Source organism: Aequorivita lipolytica (genome assembly GCF_007997135.1).
Taxonomy (GTDB): Bacteria; Bacteroidota; Bacteroidia; order Flavobacteriales; family Flavobacteriaceae; genus Aequorivita; species Aequorivita lipolytica.
This window is the reverse complement of record NZ_VORU01000011.1, coordinates 87,667-106,550: the sequence shown is the minus strand read 5'-3', so window position 1 is coordinate 106,550 and position 18,884 is coordinate 87,667. Positions and strand designations below refer to the sequence as shown.

Here is an 18,884-nt window from a genome sequence, read left to right as displayed (position 1 = left end):
TTTAAAGTCGAATCGTGTCGTAAATCCTGTAATGCAGCAGAAATGGTTTAAAACCTTATTTTCTCAAATCCAAATCGTTTGTGGATCTCATCCGAAAATAAATAATGATAATAGCAAATAATCAATAATAACAATCGTTAACAACTATATGAAAACGAAACTTTTTTCTTTTTTCGTATTTATTACCATAATTACACTTTTTTCTTTTGCTGTTTCCGCGGCAGAAAATCCTATTAAGCCATTCGTAGTAGTATTGGACGCTGGCCACGGCGGTCATGACCACGGAAATAAGGGCAATGGATACAAAGAGTCTGAAATATCACTAAATATCGTTCTGAAAGTAGGAGCGGAGCTGGAAAAACTTCCCAACATAAAAGTAATCTATACGCGAAAAACTGATGTTTTTATTGAACTGCGCGAACGTGCGGCAATTGCAAATAGGGCAGATGCAGATCTTTTTGTTTCAGTGCATTGCAACGCTCATAGCAGCAACGCTTTTGGCACTGAAACTTTTGTGCTTGGTTTACACAAAAGCCAAGCCAACTTTGAGGTTGCAAAAAAGGAAAACGAGGTAATTTATCTGGAAGAAAACTATCAAGAAAAATATGGTGGTTTTGACCCCAATGCCCCAGAATCATTAATTGGAATGGTATTGATGCAGGAAGAATATCTAGATCAAAGCATCCTTTTGGCAAGTTTGGTGCAAAATAATATTGTGAACAATCTTAAACAGAATGACCGCAGCGTGAAACAGGCCGGTTTTTGGGTACTTCACAACACGTATATGCCGAGTGTTTTGATTGAAACAGGTTTTCTTACAAATAAAAAGGAAGGCGCTTATTTAAATTCTGCTCAAGGACAGGCTGATATGGCTCGAGAAATAGGAGCCGCCATCAAATCTTACATCACCAGTTTATCAGTTTCAAATGAAAAACTTAAAGATCCGGAAATAGAGCAGATTCAAGTTGAGAATGCCATTGAAACTACAAAGGAAGTGATTTATGAGGGCGTAACATTTAAAGTGCAACTTGCTGCCAGCAGTAAAAAATTGGATCCCAAACCAAATAACTTCAAAGGGCTCAAGGATGTGGCTCGTGAAAAAGAGGATGGTCTTTTTAAGTATTATTATGGTGATACTTCAGACTATAATAAAATTCAGGTAATGAAAACATTTGTTCAGCAAAAAGGCTATCCTTCGGCATACATTGTTGCTTTTAAAAGAGGGAAAAAAGTTAATCTACCAGAAGTGTTAAAATCCAAAGCCAATTAGCCTGCTTTCTTTATATTTATCACTTAAATTTGTTCACAATCTAAAATTATACATTTGAAACTAACGAGAGAAGTTAAAACCGGAATCCTAGCAATAGGAGCTATCTTGCTGTTAATCTTTGGTTACAGCTTTTTAAAAGGCACTAATTTGCTGGACAAAAACCGTGAGTTTTATGTGAAATATGACAATGTGGAAGGTTTGGCTCAAGCCGCACCCGTGACCATTAATGGACTTACCGTTGGAAAAGTCCAAAACATAACCTTCGCAAACTCAAAAGGTGGTTTAGTAGTTAAGTTTACAGTAGAAAGAGATTTCGATTTTTCCACAAACAGCATTGTTAGAATATACAGCACTGGGCTAATAGGCGGTAAGTCTATGGGTATTTTTCCACAATATGATGGCAAAATTGCCCAAAGCGGCGACACTCTTCGGGGTGATGTTGAAGATGGAATGCTTACTGCCGTTACAAAAGCACTTGGGCCTTTAGAGAGAAAAGTAAATAATACTTTGGCTACTGTAGATACATTACTCTTGAGCGTGAATGCCATTATAGATGAAGAAACACGTCGAAATTTAAAGGAAGCAATAGTAAATCTAAATACCACGCTAAATTCCTTTGCTGGTGTTTCTGAAAATTTGAATATTATTCTTTCAAACAACACTGGCAAATTGGACAATACCTTTACCAATTTAGACAAAACAGCCGGAAACCTTTCCAAACTAACTGATTCCCTTGCGCAGCTTGAAGCAGGCAAATTGGTCACCGATCTTCAGAGTGTAGTTGATAAAATGGATAAAATTGTTTCAGGGGTTGATAATGGTGAGGGTTCCATTGGTAAACTTTTGAAAGACGATCAATTATACGAAAATTTAGAAGGTGCTTCAAAACAGCTTGAAGAGCTTCTGCAAGATTTGAAGTTAAACCCGAAGCGCTACGTACATATTTCAGTTTTCGGGAAAAAGAACAAAGAATATGAATCGCCAGCCAACCCAGACGAATAAAAAACCATGCAGTACATTCCGAATATACTTTTTATAATTGCCCTCGTGGCGGGTATTGGTTATTTTGCCATGAACATCCGCAAAATTATACGTAATATTAAGTTGGGCCAAGAAGTAGACGCTTCCGATAATACAGCCCAAAGATGGAGCAATGTTGTTCGCATTGCGCTCGGACAATCAAAGATGGTTGTTCGCCCCATTCCCGGTTTGCTTCACGTAATTGTGTATGTAGGTTTTATCATTATAAATATTGAAGTGCTGGAAATTATCATCGACGGTATTTTCGGTACACACAGAGTTCTTTTCTCCATACTTCCTGCAGGTTTATACAACTTTTTAATTGCTTCTTTTGAAATATTGGCTTTTCTTGTTTTGGTAGGAGTTATTCTTTTTTGGACCCGAAGAAATATTCAAAAACTGAAACGATTTTGGGCAAACGAAATGAAAGGCTGGCCGAAAAACGACGGAAATTTCATTCTGTATTTTGAAATGGTTTTGATGGTCCTTTTTTTAACAATGAATGCGGCTGATCAATCCTTACAATCACTAGGTGCGGCACATTACGTTCAAGCGGGATCATTTCCTATAAGCCAATTTATTGCACCACTTTTTAATGGACTTTCCGAAGGAACACTGATTGCCATAGAGCGCGGTGCCTGGTGGCTGCATATTTTGGGAATTCTTGTATTCTTGAATTATCTGTACTTTTCAAAACATCTTCATATTATATTGGCATTTCCAAATGTTTACTTCGGAAAGGTTGTTCCAAAAGGAAAATTCAAAAACTTGGATTCAGTTACGAATGAAGTGAAAATGATGATGGATCCAAATGTAGATCCCTTTGCCGCTCCCGCAGAAGGAGCAACCGAAGCTCCCGCAAAGTTTGGTGCCAGCGATGCTATGGATTTAAGCAGGATTCAATTGCTGAACGCATATACCTGTACCGAATGCGGACGTTGCACAGATGAATGTCCTGCAAACATAACCGGAAAAAAACTTTCGCCTCGAAAAATAATGATGGATACCCGTGACCGTTTGGAAGAAATAGGGAAGAACATCAATAAAAATGGCGAGTTTAAACCAGACGGAAAACAATTACTGGACGATTATATAACGCGGGAAGAACTTTGGGCTTGTACCACGTGCAATGCTTGCGTTGAGGCTTGCCCCGTCAGCATTGACCCGCTTAGCATCATAATGGATATGCGCCAATATTTAGTGATGGAACAATCTGCCGCACCAACAGAATTGAACGTTGCAATGACAAACATTGAAAACAATGGCGCCCCTTGGCCATACAACCAAATGGATCGTTTAAACTGGAAAGATGAAAATTAGTAATTAATTCAATTTATTGGATTAAAAATTAAACAAGATGAAGAAAGAAGAAGTAGAGAAAATGCTGCACGATAAAGTAGAAGAAGGCGAACACGTAAGCCCAATTCTTCCAGAAGGAGTTAAAAACTACTTGATAGATATAGACGGTACCATTACAGACGACATTCCGAATGAAGAACCTGAAAGAATGGCAACTTGCGAACCTTTTCCCGATGCGTTAAAAACCCTTAACAAATGGTATGATGAAGGCCATATCATTTGCTTTTTTACATCGCGTACCGAAGCCCATCGTGAAGTTACTGAAAAATGGCTAAAGAAACATGGCTTCAATTATCACAGCATGTTAATGGGAAAACCGCGTGGCGGCAATTATCATTGGGTTGATAACCATTTGGTGAAAGCAACGCGTTACAAAGGAAAATTTACCGATTTAGTAGAAAAAGAAGTAACCATCGAGGTATTTGAAGATTAATTAGAGAACAATATAAACTGTCACCCTGAGCGCAGTCGAAGGGTTGGAATCTGAAATTTTAAATAATGAGTGAACCAATAAAAGTCCCAACAATGGCCGAATATATGGCCCAGGGTAAAAAGCCTGAAGTACTGTTTTGGGTAGGTTGCGCAGGGAGCTTTGACGACCGCGCAAAGAAAATAACAAAGGCCTTTGTTAAATTGCTCAACAAAGCAAATATAGATTTTGCCGTTCTGGGAACTGAGGAAAGCTGCACCGGAGATCCTGCAAAAAGGGCCGGGAACGAGTTTCTTTTCCAAATGCAGGCAATGACTAATATTGAAGTGCTAAACGGTTATGAAATTAAAAAAATAGTTACTGCGTGTCCGCATTGTTTCAACACCATAAAAAACGAATATCCCGGTCTCGGCGGAAATTATGAAATTATGCACCACACTCAATTCCTAAAATCTTTAATGGAAGAAGGAAGGCTGAAGGTTGAAGGTGGGAAATTCAAGGGAAAGAGAATCACTTTCCACGATCCGTGTTATTTAGGAAGAGCCAATGGTGAATATGAAGCGCCGCGAGAACTCCTTAAAAAACTGGAAGTGGAATTGGTTGAAATGAAACGGTGCAAGTCTCGTGGCCTTTGCTGTGGTGCCGGTGGCGCACAAATGTTCAAAGAACCTGAACCAGGAAATAAAGATATTAATGTTGAGCGAACCGAAGAGGCTTTAGAAACAGCCCCAAAAATTATTGCCGCGGCCTGCCCGTTCTGCAATACAATGATGACCGATGGCGTTAAGGCTAAACACGCTGAAGATGATGTTCAAGTTTTGGACATAGCAGAGATGATTGCAAATGCAGAAGATTTATAAAAACCCATAAATTGTTTTCTCCATAGTCATTGAGCGAAGTCGAAATGAACAATTTGGATTGAAACAATAAGATTAATTGAAAATGCTGACAGATTTTAAAAACCTGCCCGATGATTCCAGAGTATGGATCTATCAGGCCAATAGAAAATTAAGCGACGATGAAGTTGCTGAAATTACAGAACTTACTACAGATTTTTTAACCAAGTGGACTGCCCACGGAGCCGATCTTGAGGCTGCGGTAGAGGTTAAATATAATCGTTTCATTATTATTGGGCTCAATCAGGAAAATGCTTCGGCATCGGGCTGCAGCATTGATGCTTCGGTACATTTCATTCAGTCAATTCAAGAAAAATTTGACGTAGATCTTTTAGACAAAATGAACGTTACCTTTTATTCTGGAGACTATATAGCTTATAAACCCTTGGCAGATTTCAGAAAAATGGCGAAGGATAAATCGGTTTCAAAAAATACGGTCGTCTTCAATAATCTTGTAAATACCAAAGCCGAATACCTTGAAAACTGGGAAGTTCCTGCTCACGAAAGTTGGCACAATAGATTTTTATCGTAAAAAGTTATTTACTTATGAAGAACTTATTGTTCACCTTCGTTTTTGCATTTGTCTGCCTTTCTTCCTTTTCCCAAGACAGAAATCCATTAATCGTTAAAAATGACTTTCAAAACCAAAAAAAATGGGTCGATAGTATTTACGACAACATGACTTTGGAAGAAAAAATGGGCCAACTTTTTATGGCTGATATATTTTCAAGCGATCCCAAAGAAAAGACTGATAAAATAAAAGACTTAATAACCAATTATAACCTGGGCGGAATTATCTTTTCCAAAGGTGGCCCAGTGCGTCAAGCCAAGCTGAACAACGAGTTTCAATCTCTTGCCAAAGTTCCCTTAATGATCGGCATGGATGCGGAATGGGGCTTGGCAATGCGCCTTGACTCTACGTATGCCTTCCCGTGGAATATGACTTTGGGTGCCATAACTGACAATAAGATTGTTGAAAAAATTGGTCGTAGAATTGGGGAACAGTCCAAGCGTTTGGGTGTTCACATTAACTTTGCACCGGTTGTAGATATAAATACCAACCCAAAAAACCCAATAATTGGTAACCGTTCCTTTGGGGAAGACAGAGATAACGTTACCGAAAAGGCCTTGGCCTTTATGAAAGGGATGCAAAGCGCAGGAGTTATGGGAAGTGCGAAACATTTTCCCGGTCACGGCGATACCGATATGGATAGCCATAAAACCTTGCCAACGGTAGATTTTACAAGAGAAAGATTGGACACTATTGAATTAGTTCCATATAAAAGATTGATAAATGAAGGACTCAACAGCGTGATGGTTGCCCATTTGAACGTTCCTGCTCTAGAAATTCAAATGAATTATCCTTCTTCACTTTCTTCAAAAGTTGTGACTGATCTTTTAAAAAATGAAATGGGCTTCAACGGGCTCATTTTTACCGATGCCTTAAATATGAAAGGTGCCTCAGATTTCAAAAAATCCGGCGAAATAGAACTTGCCGCATTTCTTGCTGGAAATGATGTATTGTTAATTTCCGAAGATGTGCCCAAGGCAATGGAATTTCTTATCAATTCTTACAACGAAGAAGTTATTACAGAAAAGCGATTGGCATATTCCGTAAAGAAAATTCTTTACGCAAAATATAAAGTTGGGCTGAACAATTATAAACCTGTAAACCCAACCTATTTGGTTGAAGATTTGAATTCTGTAAATGATGACGCGCTTTATGAAGAAGCGATGGACAACGCGCTTACAGTTATTAAAAACGACCGAGCGATCCTTCCGATAAAAGATTTGCAGCAAAAAAGGATCGCCTATGTAAATTTTGGTGACGATTCAGGTGAAATTTTCCTCAATGAGTTGAAAAAATATGGCGAAGTAGATTGGGTAAAAGCGAATAGTCTTGATGATTACATTCAGAAATTAAAAGCCTATAACTATGTAATTATCGGTTTCCATAAAAGCAATGCAACCCCGTGGAAGCGATTCGAGTTTTCAGAAAATGAACTTGTTTGGCTTTATGAAATTGCGCGCACAAATACCGTGATCTTGGATGTTTTTGCAAGACCGTACGCATTGCTAGATCTAAAAACTACAGCCAACTTTGAAGGCGTAGTAATGTCTTATCAGAACAGTGAGATTTCACAAAAACTTTCTGCCCAACTTATTTTCGGCGCTCGTGAAGCCAAAGGAAAACTTCCTGTTTCCTTGGGTGAAGATTTTCCCTTGAATACTATTTACAAAACAAAATCATTACGAAGGCTTCAATATGGCACACCTGAAAGTGTGGGAGTTAACAGTTATAAGTTGAGAAAAATTGACTCACTTGTAAACTTAGGAATCAGTGAGGGAATGTATCCTGGAGCACAGGTTTTGGTGGCTAGAAAAGGAAAGGTTATTTATCAAAAAAGTTTCGGATATAATGAGTACGAAAATAAAATTGAAGTGAAAGACAGCACTGTTTACGATTTGGCCTCACTAACAAAGATTTTAGCTTCCTTACCTTTAGTTATGCAGCTTGTAGATAAAAACGAATTGAGTATGAATTCGAAACTTTCTGAAATGCTTCCCGAGTACAAAAACTCAAATAAAGCAAATATTATTTTAAAGGAAATGCTTTCACACTATGCGCGTTTAAAAGCTTGGATTCCTTTTTATCGCCACACCTTTAATGATGAAAAGTCAGGAATTTCTTCAAAGTACTATTCAGATATTCCCGACAAGGATTTTAATGTAGAGGTTGCTGAAAATCTTTATATGCGCAGGGATTACATGGATACTATTTTTAAAACCATACGTGAAAGTGATTTAAACTCTCGATTGGAGTACAAATACAGCGATCTGCCATATTATATTTTGAAAAAGTATTTTGAAGAAAAATTCGGAAAACCGATGGAAATTATAGTTCAGGAAAATATTTATGAATCGCTGGGTGCAAATTACACTATGTATCATCCATTGGAAAAATTTTCAAAAGACAACATTCCACCAACGGAGCAGGACAATATTTTCAGAAACCAGAAAGTTCAAGGTTACGTTCACGACCAAGGTGCGGCAATGCTGGGAGGCGTTAGCGGTCATGCAGGATTGTTCAGCAACTCAAACGATGTTGCTAAAATAATGCAAATGTACCTATGGAAGGGTTTTTATGGAGGCAAGCGGTATTTTAACCCAGAAGTTTTAGACCAGTTTAACACCTGTTATTACTGTGACAAAAACGTGCGAAGAGGCGTGGGCTTTGATAAGCCACAGTTGGGCACTTCGGGCCCTACCTGCGGTTGTGTTTCTATGACCAGTTTTGGGCACAGTGGCTTTACTGGAACGTTTGCGTGGGCAGATCCGGAACAGGAAATTGTTTATGTGTTTTTATCAAACAGAACCTTTCCCGACGCGGAAAACCGAAAGTTGATAAGAAGCGATTTGCGCAGTAAAATTCAAGAAGCAATTTATGAGGCTATTGACTATTAACCTCTGAATGTTTTCGTGAAACTGAAAAATTTGAACTTGAAACCTTGAACTTGAAACAAGCAAAATGAAAATAGCAATAGTATGTTATCCAACCTTCGGAGGTAGTGGAGTAGTAGCCACAGAACTAGGCCTGGCACTGGCTGAGAAAGGCCATGAAATACATTTCATAACTTACAAACAACCCGTTCGGTTGGAATTGCTTTCAAAGAATATTCACTTTCACGAAGTTTCGGTTCCCGTTTATCCGCTATTTCATTACCAACCTTATGAGCTTGCACTTTCCAGCAAACTGGTAGATATGGTAAAACTGCACAAAATTGAAGTGCTTCACGTACATTATGCTATTCCGCATGCTTATGCGGGATATATGGCGAAGAAAATGCTGGAAGAAGATAATATCTTTATTCCGATGGTAACCACGCTTCACGGAACAGATATCACTTTAGTAGGAAACCATCCTTTTTATAAACCAGCAGTTACTTTCAGCATCAATAATAGCGACGTGGTAACTTCAGTTTCAAAAAGTTTAAAGGAAGATACGCTACATCTTTTCGACATTAAAAAGGAAATTCATGTTGTTCCGAATTTTATAGATATTCCAAAAAAAATCAACGCTTTTACCGATTGCCAGCGGGATTTGATGGCAGATAAAGATGAACGGATTATTACGCACGTTAGTAACCTTCGGGAAGTAAAGCGCGTAAAAGATGTTATTGAAGTTTTTGATCTTATTCAGAAGAGAATACCCTCAAAATTAATTATAGTTGGCGAAGGTCCTGATAGAGAGGCGTGCGAGCAGTTGTGCGAGAAAAAAGGCATAGAGGAAAAAGTATTGTTTGTTGGCAATAGTAATGAAGTAGATAAGATTTTGTGTTTCACCGATCTATTCATACTTCCTTCGGAAAAAGAGAGTTTCGGTCTGGCTGCTTTAGAAGCAATGGCTTGCGGTGTACCCGTTATTTCAAGCAATACCGGTGGTTTGCCGGAAGTAAACATTCAAGGGGTAAGCGGTTTTTTAAGTGATGTTGGTGATGTTGGTGAAATGGCAGAAAACGCTTTGAAAATTTTGGCCACAGATGAAACTTTGGCGAAGTTCAAAAAACAAGCAATCGAATCTGCGATGATTTATGATACTAAAAAAATTGTGCCCGTTTATGAAGAATTATACAGAGTGGCAATTGATAAAATGACCATCGCTAAACATTAGTAGTTTTTTTTTATAAATTCCATTGCATTTTCATGCATTACCCGATCCACGATCGTTTCCGCATTAATTCTGTTGAAATCATTGAGAGTTATTAAATTTTTTGAAAGATAATCTTCGGCATGGTTTAGCATTTCCTCGGCCAAATCTTTCATGTTTTCAGCAGTCCACAAACCGTTTATTGGGTTTACGATTCCATCAAAATCACTGCCGATGCTTTGGATTCCCCAACAGAAAAGTCCTTCTTTGTCTAGCACTTCAGCAATATGTTGCACTTGTCTCCAAACCAATAACGCTTTTTTCTGCAATTGTTTTCGTTTGTTAGGAAAAATCATTCTGCTTTCTGAAATAGCCTTGCTGCTGCCAATACGGCGTTCATCCAACTGAATTCCAAAAATTCCGTTGCTTCTGGCAATTCTTATTAATTCTTCATCATAAAAGTTAATATCAATATCACAGAACCAATCTTCGTGTTCGCTGAAAGTTGGTATATTCCATTGTTCGATGGAGTGTTTGCCATTGCAAGCTCCGTGACTGGCAATAACGGGAATTTTTTCAGCAGCATATTTTGTGTCAAGTAATTTATAATAAGCTTTTCGCGAAGATGTGCTCAAGTGCTTTACATCTATCGGTATTCTTTTTCCGGCTGTATCGTCAAGCAACAAATCAATCACTTCCAAACCTAGTTCCGTAATGCCTGTGTTTAAACCGCGATCCTGATTTTTCTTCAACATTCCAATAGTTATGCTACGGGCGTGCCCACAAAGCTCATTGTAAAAATGATGCGCAAGTGTTATAAACATTGGGCGGTGTTCCCAGTTTTTGATGGTGGCAATGTTGCCAATAACCTCGGTTCGGCTGGCCATATCTTTTTGCATATCGAGGCCCGTATTGAAACTATGGCCGCCTTCAATGGTGAGTATAATGTTTATAATTTTTTTGGAATCGGTTTCTGCTGTGAAATTATTTTCAATATCCTGAAAATTTCGAACCAAACGATAGGTATAGATTTTTCCGTCAATATTTACAACTTGATTGTGAAGCTGTAGATAATAATTGTACTCATCAATCAAATCAGCAAAATAATCATTGTTGCTGCGTATATAATCCATTCGCGATTGACTGATGCTTGCTGCAAGATTAACCAATACATCTGTTACACCTTTGACCCCAACAATTTCCTTTCCAAAAAAATGTTTTTCGAAAGGATATAGGGCAACCACGAATACTTTTGTCTTTGATTTTGCAAGTGCCGTTAAATCAGTCTGCGTAAATTTGGTAAGCGTAACAATTCTATTTACAAACTTTTCTAAAAAATTAGGAGGACTGTAATGCCAAATAGAATTTTTCCTGTTCGTATCCTGTGCGTTTCGTTTTGTAGGATTGTATTTAAAACTTTTGCTATACGGTTTTAAAGACGGGTGGCAATGTATATCTACGTAATGCTTTTCCATAATTCATATTATTGAATTTTATAAAATTGCAATAAAATGAGAAATTATAAAACAGGATTTTCCCTGTTTTTTTAAAAGGGAAATGCCCCTTCGTCTGTGGGGCATTTCTTTCAATATAATTATTTTTTATAATTTCTAAAACTGATAACGGGCGCTTAGGCCCACATCAAAACTAACGTCATCCCTGTAACCTAAGTTTATTTGTGGTCTAAAATCAAAGGAAACGAGCAAAGGGAAATCAAAGTTATACTCAATCCCCACATCTCCCGTTAAAAAAGCAAAAGCTTCTGAATCCTCATATCTATTGTCGCCTGGATAATCCTTATCCTTCCGGTCATAACTCACAACACCTGCACCTGCACCTGGACCCGCATACCAATTAAAACCGCCATCAATATTCCATACCCATTGATAGATTCCTGTAAGTTTAACTGCATCCCAATAGCGTTTGCTGTGAAAAGCCAAACCTAACTCTAGTCTATTATCATCGCCAACCGCTCTTTGGTAGTTAACCTCGGGACCAAAACCATCACTTTCGCTAAGACGAATCCCGATAGCGTTTTTAGAGATTTCTTGAGCCTCAGCCTGCCAGCCAAATGCAGTAACAATTGCAATTAAAAAAAATGCTTTTTTCATAATTTTTCTTTTAGTTATTAATATGTAAAAGTATCGAAATGATTATCACGATTAGTTAAAGCGTTGCCAATCTATATCTTGTTTTTTAGAAAATTTTGTTAAGGAAGTTTTTTACATTTACAGAAGTGATATGAAAAAAAAAATACAGGAATTTCAGAAAACATTTAAAGGTGAATTTTTTACCGACACTTTGCATACAGCTATCTATGCCACAGATGCATCCGTTTACCGAAAAGTTCCGATAGGGGTTGCTTTTCCAAAAGACAACGAAGCAATTAAACAGCTTATTTCTTTTGCTGGTAAAAACAATACGTCGCTAATTCCACGAACTGCCGGCACGTCGCTGGCCGGGCAATGCGTGGGCGAGGGGATTGTGGTTGATGTTTCAAAACATTTCACAAAAATAATTTCAGTAGATACTGAAAAGAGGACTGTTACTTTGCAGCCCGGCGTTATTCGCGATGAATTGAATCAATATTTAAAACCATTCGAACTCTTTTTCGGACCCAACACTTCCAGCAGCAATCGTTGTATGATTGGCGGCATGGTTGGCAACAACAGTAGCGGTACTACTTCTATTCAGTATGGTGTTACCCGTGATAAGGTTTTAAAACTGAAAACAATTCTTTCCAACGGCGAGGAAGCTATTTTTGAAACCCATTCAAAAGAAACTTTTTTGAAAAAAACTGAACTTAATTCTTTGGAAGGAAAAATCTATAAAACGCTTTACACAGAATTAATTTCCGAAGAAACACAGCATGAAATCTGGAAAGAGTTTCCAAAGCCTGAAATTCACCGAAGAAATACAGGCTACGCAGTTGATAGCTTATTGAATACTACTGTTTTTGGAGAATTTGAAGAAGAAATAAACCTCTGTAAACTGCTCTGCGGAAGCGAGGGAACCCTAGCTTTTACTACTGAAATAACACTTCAGCTAGATGTTTTGCCACCACAGTTTACCGCAATGGTGGCAACGCATTACGAAACTCTGGAAGCATGTTTAAAAGATGTGGTTGTAGCGATGCAGCACAATTTGCACACTTGCGAAATGATGGACAATGTAATTTTAGATTGTACCAAAAAAAGCAAAACCTACGAACCGTATCGCTTTTTTGTGAAAGGCAATCCGAAGGCCATACTTTTATTGGAGTTGAAAAGTAATTCTGAAAAAGATCTAGTGAAGCAAATAGCTTCTTTACTCGATTCACTTAAACTTGCTGCACATAGTTATCACAGCCCAGTTTTAAGAGGCGAAGAGATTGAAATGGCGCTGGAACTGCGTAAAGCCGGTTTAGGATTGCTCGGCAATATGGTCGGCGACCGAAAAGCTGTTGCGTGTATTGAAGACACGGCAGTGACTCTAGAAGATCTGCCCAGTTATATTACGGAGTTTTCAGCTTTGATGAAAAAGTACGATCAGCAGGCGGTTTACTATGCCCACGCCGGTGCGGGGGAGTTGCACTTACGTCCAATCCTTAATTTGAAGGAAAAAGAAGGTGTGGACTATTTCCGAAAAATCACGACCGATGTTGCTAAACTCTGTAAAAAATACAACGGTTCCTTTAGTGGCGAACACGGTGATGGTATTGTCCGCGCCGAGTTTATTCCTTTAATGATTGGCGAAAAAAATTATGAACTTTTAAAGCGAATTAAAACTGCATTCGATCCTCAAAACATATTCAATCCGGGAAAGGTTATAGATGCTTATAAAATGGACGAATCGCTTCGTTATGATATAGATAGAGAAGAGCCAAAAATTAAAACATTAATGGATTTCAGCGATTCCGAAGGCATACTCCGTTTGGCTGAAAAATGCAACGGCAGTGGCGATTGCAGAAAAACTGCGGAGGCAGCCGGAGCAATGTGCCCCAGCTATCATGCCACAAAAAACGAAAAAGACACAACGCGGGCAAGAGCCAATGCATTGCGTGAGGTTTTAACAAACAATGAAGCTGTAAACAAATTCAATTCCAAAGAACTAAAAGAAGTTTTCGATCTCTGTATTAGTTGTAAGGCCTGTGCCAGCGAATGTCCAAGTAATGTTGACATTAGCACTGCAAAAGCTGAATTTTTATATCAATATAATAAAGCAAATGGTGTTTCCTTTTCAAATAAACTATTCGGAAAAAGTACAATATTGAACAAAATGGCTTCAAAATTACCGAAGCTTTCAAACTGGTTTTTCGTGAATAGTGTTACTTCAAAAATCATAAAAAAAGTTAGCGGGATTCATCAAAATCGTTCATTGCCAAAAGTTTCTATTAAAAGTTTTAGTAAAAGTATTCAAACAAATAACAATCAGTTAATTGAGGGTAATTTAACTAAAAATAATCAAACTAAAAATGTACTACTTTTTGTTGATGAATTCAGCAACTATTTAGATGCTGAAATTGCAATGGATTCGTTTTTACTTTTAACAGGTTTGGGTTATAAAATAACCGTAATTGACACTTTAGATAGTGGCAGGGCACTTATTTCAAAAGGCTTTTTGGAAGAGGCAAAAAAAGAAGCCGATAGAAACATTACTTTCTTAAAAGATAAAGTTTCTGAAAATGTGCCTTTAATAGGCATCGAACCCTCGGCAATATTATCGTTTCGCGATGAATATCTTCGTTTGGCAGAGGACAAAGCTTCCGCAGAAAACATTTCAAAAAACACCTTTTTAATCGAAGAATTTTTAGCCGCTGAAATTGAAAACGGAAACATCTCCGCAGCGCAGTTCACTTCCGAAGAAAAACATATTAAAATTCATTCCCATTGCCATCAAAAATCGCTGAGCAATCAAAAAGTGACTTTTGATATTTTAAACCTTCCCATAAATTATAAACCAACTATTATTACTTCGGGCTGTTGCGGGATGGCGGGAAGTTTTGGGTATGAAAAAGAGCATTACGAAGTAAGTATGAAAATAGGGGAACTTAAGTTATTTCCAGCAGTTCGAAAATCTTCCGCAGACACAATGATTTCTTCAAACGGCACAAGTTGCAGGCATCAAATTTTAGATGGCACGAATCGAAAAGCGTTACATCCAGTTACAATTCTTAAGAATGCACTTTTATAATCTTAACGCAGTTTTGTTTCAAAATCTTAAATTTTGAATTTTCAACCTTGAATAATTGAACCCGAAAGTTTACATTTGTTGAAAACCAACCTATGGCAGGCAATTCCTTCGGAAATATTTTTAAACTAACAACCTTCGGCGAGTCACATGGACTGGCTATAGGCGGAATAATAGATGGCTGTCCTGCAGGACTTTCCATAGATTTTGAAACCATAATTTCTGAAATGCAGCGACGTAAACCCGGCCAATCAGCCATTGTTACTCAACGTAAAGAGGAAGACGAGGTAAAGTTTCTTTCAGGAATATTCGAAGGAAAAACCACCGGCACACCCATTAGTTTTGTTATTGAAAATACCGATCAAAAAAGTAAGGATTACAGTCATATAAAGGATATTTATCGCCCTTCGCACGCCGATTATACATATGATAAGAAATACGGAATTCGCGATTATCGCGGTGGTGGACGTTCTTCAGCACGTGAAACAGCTTGTAGGGTTGTGGCTGGAGCAATTGCAAAACAGTTGCTGCAAAATATTAAAATTACCGCCTACGTTTCTTCCGTTGGTGAAATGCAATTAAAGAAACACTATTCTGAAGTGGATTTTTCAGAAATTGAAAAAAATCCAGTTCGATGTCCCGATGCCAAAATGGCTTCTGAAATGGAAGATTTTATAAAATCAATCCGTAAAGAAGGTGATACTGTGGGTGGAACCATTAGTTGCGTTATTCAAAATGTACCGACTGGTCTTGGCGAACCTGTTTTTGACAAATTGCACGCAGAGTTGGGCAAAGCAATGCTTTCAATAAACGCCGTAAAAGGTTTTGAATACGGAAGCGGTTTTGCAGGTACAGCAATGAGAGGCAGTGCTCATAATGATTCATTCAACGAAAACGGAAGTACCAAAACTAACCACAGTGGCGGAATCCAAGGTGGAATAAGCAACGGCGAAGACATTTATTTTAAAGTAGCTTTCAAACCTGTTGCTACCATTATGCAAAAGCAGGAAACCATAGACACTAAAGGAGACAAAGCCATTGCAGAAGGAAAAGGCCGCCACGATCCCTGTGTTGTGCCGCGAGCTGTTCCCATTGTTGAGGCAATGGCCGCATTGGTTATTGCAGATTTTTATCTATTGAATAAAATTTCACAAGTTTAAAATAATTACAATTTATATGAAAAAACTAGCGCTACACTGGAAAATAATCATCGGCTTGGTTTTGGGTATCATTTGGGCATTGCTTTCCAGCCAATTGGGGTGGAGCGATTTCACTATAGATTGGATAGCGCCTTTCGGGACTATTTTTATCAATCTTTTAAAATTGATAGCCGTCCCATTAGTTTTAGTTTCCATCATCAGCGGTGTAGCGAATATCGGCGATGCTTCCAGTCTGGGGCGAATGGGAGGGAAGACGCTCCTCGCTTATTTAATCACAACCCTCTTTGCGGTTAGTATGGGGCTTTTACTAGTAAATGTTATCCAGCCAGGAAAACTCATTGACGAGCAAAGCAGAATAGATAACAGAATAAGTTATGAAATCTGGGCGGCTTCCGAGGGCCACGAAATTAAGGACGGTATAAATTATCTGCAAGAGCCAGCGTTTTTTGAACGCGCTCAAAAAATCACAGATCTTTCAAGAAGCGAGTTGAAAGATGCAGCAGTTACCGAAAAAATGGAAACGGCAAAAAAGACAAAAGAAACCACACCACTTCAACCTTTAGTAGATTTGGTTCCTGAAAATTTCTTCTTTTCGTTGACTAGTAATGGATTGATGTTGCAAATTATTTTCTTCGGAATATTTTTTGGGGTGTGCCTGTTGCTCATTCCAAATGAAAAATCGCAGCCCGTTACAACCTTTATGGACAGTGCGATGGAAGTCTTTTTAAAAATGGTTGATTTGGTTATGCAGGCCGCTCCTTTCTTTGTATTTGCACTATTAGCAGGCGTGGTAAGTAAAATGGCAGGCGATGATATTGGGAAAGTATATGAAATATTTAAAGGATTAAGTTGGTATTCACTTACTGTTTTTGCTGGCTTGATGCTTATGATTTTTATTATTTACCCATTATTGATGAAGCTTTTCGTAAAAATAATACCCTATAAAGGTTTCTTTAAAGCAATGGCGCCAGCACAAACATTGGCATTTTCAACATCGAGTAGTGCGGCGACTTTGCCCGTAACTATGGAGTGTGTGGAAGAAAACTTAGGGGTTGACAAAAAGATTACAAGCTTCGTTCTCCCTATAGGAGCGACAGTAAACATGGACGGAACCTGTCTTTACCAAGCCGTAGCTGTAGTTTTTCTTGCCCAATTGCATATGATTGATTTAACGCTAGGCCAACAATTAACCATAGTATTAACGGCTACATTGGCTTCTATTGGTTCAGCCGCCGTGCCAAGTGCGGGATTGGTAATGTTAATTATTGTTTTGGAATCGGTTGGGTTAAATCCTGCTTGGATAGCAATTATATTCCCTGTGGATCGTATTTTAGATATGTTCCGAACAGTGGTAAACGTAACTGGAGACGCAACAGTTTGTACTATTATTGCAAAAGGCGAAGACATGTTAAATTATGTGCCTCACGAAAACCCCTCAGAAACTTTTGATTTAGATTCTTGATATTTAGAATTTTAAAATTAATTATTTCAGAATTTTTTTTGGAAAATAATTTTAATTTATCTAAATTAGATTTCTCCCCAGAAAAATAGACCCAATCTATATTTCTGAATTTTAACTTCTTAGCTATGTAAATCTCATAGTTATGAAAAAATTACTTTTATTCTTCGCGCTTGCATTTATTGCAACAAATTTTTATTGCCAAGTTGGAATTGGCACAACTAATCCGTCACCTTCTTCTATGCTTGAGGTTAGTAGCACTTCTGATGGTGGTGCAACTTATAAGGGGTTTATGCCACCGCGAGTGCCAAATGTTAACGCTCGGGACGCAATAAACCCAAATGTTTCTGATACCGGTTTGCTAGTATTTGTTCAAAGCACCAACTGTTTGCAAATATGGAATGGAGTAGCTTGGGAGAATGTTTATTGTTTTACAGCAAATATAACATTTGCAGCTGTTCAGGATTTTGATGCAAATACTTCTTGGTCATATAATGTAGATCCAGCATTTTATAATGTTGGTGCGGATATTTGGGATATTGTTTCTAGCCTTCCGAACATTAGTAATGTATCAGGGAATTTTTTGGGATGTCGGGATTTAGACAACCCTAATGGTGGTGGTAATTTTTTCCATGAAATACAATTTAATAATGTGAATGTTTTAGCACTCACTAATGCCAGAGTGGCTTTTGATTATGATATCTATAGGTTTGACAATGGAGACGATGTTCAATATGAAGTATTTTTTGACAATGTTGGTCAGGGAATTGTGAATTTAATTAATGGTAATGGAGATTACAGTGAAGCAGGAACGATTATCATCAACGTTCCAATAGGAGTTGCGGATGTGCGTTTAACATTAGGAATAAATCAAAATGGTGATTTAGATTATGCTGGATTTGATAGCTTTATGGTTTATGGACAATAATGCAAATCTAATTTACGCTGACATTGAATATCAATTAAATCTAACTATGAATAATTACATTCAATATATCAAAGGTTAAATCATTTGAAAATTAAGAAAAGTTTATAAATAAATATTTCACAAAAACTTCCCCTTCAATTCCGCAGTTGGAATCATACAACTTTCCTTTTTTCCAAACCATTTGTAACGGTTGCGGGCAACATAATCGTAAACAGAATTTCGAATAAATTTTGGGAGAATGATAAACCCAAAAAGTAGGGGATACCCGCCGGAAAGCTTTTTGGCAATATAAAGTGCTGCAGAAGATTTTTCGTAATACTTATCTCCATCAATCAAAATTATAGAATCTAATTTTGAAGTATCAATTTTAAATTTTGAAATAAGCTCTAAGCCAACCTCACTTTGAAGCGCAGCAAACTTGAAGACGTTTTTTTTATCGTGCTTAATAACAAAATTGATCGAGCTGTTGCAAAGATTGCAAACACCGTCAAAGAGAATTATTTTGTGATTTTCAATTTTATTCATAATTATAATTTGTGGAGGCA

15 protein-coding genes are annotated in these 18,884 nt (G+C 37.8%); 12 read left to right on the top strand and 3 right to left on the bottom strand.

The genetic code is table 11. From position 1 onward, the window contains the following. Positions 1-148 precede the first annotated feature (148 nt). The 8 genes from ESV24_RS12440 to bshA all read left to right on the top strand — a co-directional run bounded on the left by ESV24_RS12440 (position 149) and on the right by bshA (position 9,647). On the top strand, positions 149-1,270 hold the full coding sequence (locus tag ESV24_RS12440) for an N-acetylmuramoyl-L-alanine amidase family protein (protein ID WP_111815962.1): 1,122 nt from the start codon (positions 149-151) through the stop codon (positions 1,268-1,270). 54 nt (positions 1,271-1,324) lie between these two features. Continuing rightward, positions 1,325-2,272 (top strand): MlaD family protein, encoded by a 948-nt coding sequence (locus tag ESV24_RS12435; protein WP_111815963.1) that lies wholly within the window; start codon positions 1,325-1,327, stop codon positions 2,270-2,272. A 6-nt stretch (positions 2,273-2,278) separates the two neighbouring features. Further along, positions 2,279-3,610 carry a 4Fe-4S dicluster domain-containing protein gene (locus tag ESV24_RS12430; RefSeq protein ID WP_111815964.1) on the top strand — a complete coding sequence of 444 codons (1,332 nt, stop codon included), beginning with the start codon at positions 2,279-2,281 and terminating at the stop codon, positions 3,608-3,610. A 37-nt stretch (positions 3,611-3,647) separates the two neighbouring features. Beyond that, positions 3,648-4,082 carry an LNS2 domain-containing protein gene (locus ESV24_RS12425; RefSeq protein WP_111815965.1) on the top strand — a complete coding sequence of 145 codons (435 nt, stop codon included), beginning with the start codon at positions 3,648-3,650 and terminating at the stop codon, positions 4,080-4,082. Between the two features lie 65 nt (positions 4,083-4,147). After that, positions 4,148-4,939, top strand: a complete 792-nt coding sequence (locus ESV24_RS12420) for a (Fe-S)-binding protein (protein ID WP_111815966.1) — start codon at positions 4,148-4,150, stop codon at positions 4,937-4,939. A gap of 82 nt (positions 4,940-5,021) precedes the next feature. Next, positions 5,022-5,507: an ABC transporter ATPase gene (locus tag ESV24_RS12415; RefSeq protein ID WP_111815967.1), complete on the top strand. Its 486-nt coding sequence runs from the start codon at positions 5,022-5,024 to the stop codon at positions 5,505-5,507. A 14-nt stretch (positions 5,508-5,521) separates the two neighbouring features. Next, positions 5,522-8,440 carry a serine hydrolase domain-containing protein gene (locus ESV24_RS12410; RefSeq protein ID WP_111815968.1) on the top strand — a complete coding sequence of 973 codons (2,919 nt, stop codon included), beginning with the start codon at positions 5,522-5,524 and terminating at the stop codon, positions 8,438-8,440. A gap of 64 nt (positions 8,441-8,504) precedes the next feature. Further along, a complete protein-coding gene (gene bshA / locus ESV24_RS12405; protein WP_111815969.1) occupies positions 8,505-9,647 on the top strand; it encodes an N-acetyl-alpha-D-glucosaminyl L-malate synthase BshA in 1,143 nt (380 codons plus the stop codon). Here bshA and ESV24_RS12400 read toward each other — a convergent pair. Together ESV24_RS12400 and ESV24_RS12395 are read right to left on the bottom strand one after the other, a co-directional pair. Beyond that, entirely contained in the window at positions 9,644-11,098 is a 1,455-nt protein-coding gene (locus ESV24_RS12400) for a membrane dipeptidase (RefSeq protein WP_111815970.1), read from the bottom strand. The genes bshA and ESV24_RS12400 overlap by 4 nt on opposite strands. 135 nt (positions 11,099-11,233) lie before the next feature. Then, on the bottom strand, positions 11,234-11,734 hold the full coding sequence (locus tag ESV24_RS12395; protein WP_111815971.1) for a hypothetical protein: 501 nt from the start codon (positions 11,732-11,734) through the stop codon (positions 11,234-11,236). A gap of 130 nt (positions 11,735-11,864) precedes the next feature. Between ESV24_RS12395 and ESV24_RS12390 the strand changes: the two genes are divergently transcribed. From ESV24_RS12390 to ESV24_RS12375, 4 genes are all read left to right on the top strand, one after another. Next, the gene (locus tag ESV24_RS12390; RefSeq protein ID WP_111815972.1) at positions 11,865-14,795 is read left to right on the top strand and encodes an FAD-binding and (Fe-S)-binding domain-containing protein; all 2,931 of its coding nucleotides are present in this window, start codon (positions 11,865-11,867) and stop codon (positions 14,793-14,795) included. A 92-nt stretch (positions 14,796-14,887) separates the two neighbouring features. Further along, positions 14,888-15,952, top strand: a complete 1,065-nt coding sequence (gene aroC, locus ESV24_RS12385) for a chorismate synthase (protein ID WP_111815973.1) — start codon at positions 14,888-14,890, stop codon at positions 15,950-15,952. A gap of 16 nt (positions 15,953-15,968) precedes the next feature. Then, entirely contained in the window at positions 15,969-17,414 is a 1,446-nt protein-coding gene (locus tag ESV24_RS12380) for a dicarboxylate/amino acid:cation symporter (protein ID WP_111815974.1), read from the top strand. Between the two features lie 142 nt (positions 17,415-17,556). Beyond that, a complete protein-coding gene (locus ESV24_RS12375; protein ID WP_111815975.1) occupies positions 17,557-18,339 on the top strand; it encodes a hypothetical protein in 783 nt (260 codons plus the stop codon). 117 nt (positions 18,340-18,456) lie between these two features. Here the strand turns inward: ESV24_RS12375 and ESV24_RS12370 are convergent, their stop codons facing one another. Beyond that, the gene (locus ESV24_RS12370; RefSeq protein ID WP_111816106.1) at positions 18,457-18,864 is read right to left on the bottom strand and encodes a thiol-disulfide oxidoreductase DCC family protein; all 408 of its coding nucleotides are present in this window, start codon (positions 18,862-18,864) and stop codon (positions 18,457-18,459) included. Between the last annotated feature and the right edge of the window lie 20 nt (positions 18,865-18,884).